This window comes from Asaia sp. SF2.1, from assembly GCF_000505765.1.
Taxonomy (GTDB): domain Bacteria; phylum Pseudomonadota; class Alphaproteobacteria; order Acetobacterales; family Acetobacteraceae; genus Asaia; species Asaia bogorensis.
This window is the reverse complement of record NZ_AYXS01000034.1, coordinates 15,034-16,089: the sequence shown is the minus strand read 5'-3', so window position 1 is coordinate 16,089 and position 1,056 is coordinate 15,034. Positions and strand designations below refer to the sequence as shown.

1 pseudogene is annotated in these 1,056 nt (G+C 59.6%); it reads right to left on the bottom strand.

Annotated elements, in window-relative coordinates:
- Nucleotides 1–1,056: pseudogene (locus tag P792_RS31300) on the bottom strand (ATP-binding cassette domain-containing protein); the annotation flags it as partial.

The window sequence follows — 1,056 nt, the reverse complement described above, 5'->3', positions numbered from 1 at the left end:
TCCGGGCCAATATCAATCAGCCAGTCCGCCGTTTTGATCACGTCCAGATTATGTTCGATCACGAGAACGGTATTCCCCTGATCCACCAGCGCATGAAGCACATCCAGCAATTTGCGCACGTCCTCGGTGTGCAAACCTGTCGTGGGCTCATCCAGAATATAAAGTGTCCGTCCCGTCGCCCGTCGCGCCAGTTCCTTCGACAGCTTGACGCGCTGGGCCTCGCCACCCGAGAGCGTCGTCGCCTGCTGGCCCAGCGTGACATAGCCAAGCCCCACCTGCTGAAAGATTGCCAGCCTGTCGCGAATACGCGGCACCGCATGGAAGAAGGGCAGAGCCTCATCCACCGTCATGGCCAGCACATCGGCAATCGATTTACCGCGGAACTTCACATCCAGCGTCTCACGATTATAGCGCTGTCCCTTGCAGGTATCGCAGGTCACGAACACGTCGGGCAGAAAATGCATCTCGATCTTGAGCACACCATCACCCTGGCATGCCTCGCAACGCCCACCCTTGACGTTGAATGAAAAACGCCCCGGCTTGTACCCGCGCGCCTTGGCTTCCGGCAGTTCGGCAAACCAGTCGCGTATTGGCGTAAACAGATCTGTATAGGTTGCCGGATTGGAGCGCGGCGTCCGTCCGATAGGGGACTGATCGATGTCGATAATCTTGTCGAGATGCTCCAATCCCTCAAGCGCCTTGTACGGCAACGGCGACTGATTAGCTCCCATCAGCTCACGCGATAGCGCCTTGTAAAGTGTATCGACCACGAGGGTCGATTTACCCCCACCCGACACCCCGGTAACGGCCACAAAGCAACCCAGCGGGAAACGCGCTGTCACGTCATGCAGGTTGTTGCCGGACGCCCCCACAAGGGTCAGCATGCGGTCCCCGTCGCAGACACGACGCTTTTCCGGTACCGGGATCACGCGTCGGCCAGAGAGGTAATCTCCTGTGATGCTGTTCTCGTTCTGCGCCACTTCCTCCGGGCGACCACAGGCCACGACTGTGCCACCCAGCGCACCCGCCCCCGGCCCCATATCGATCAGCCAGTCG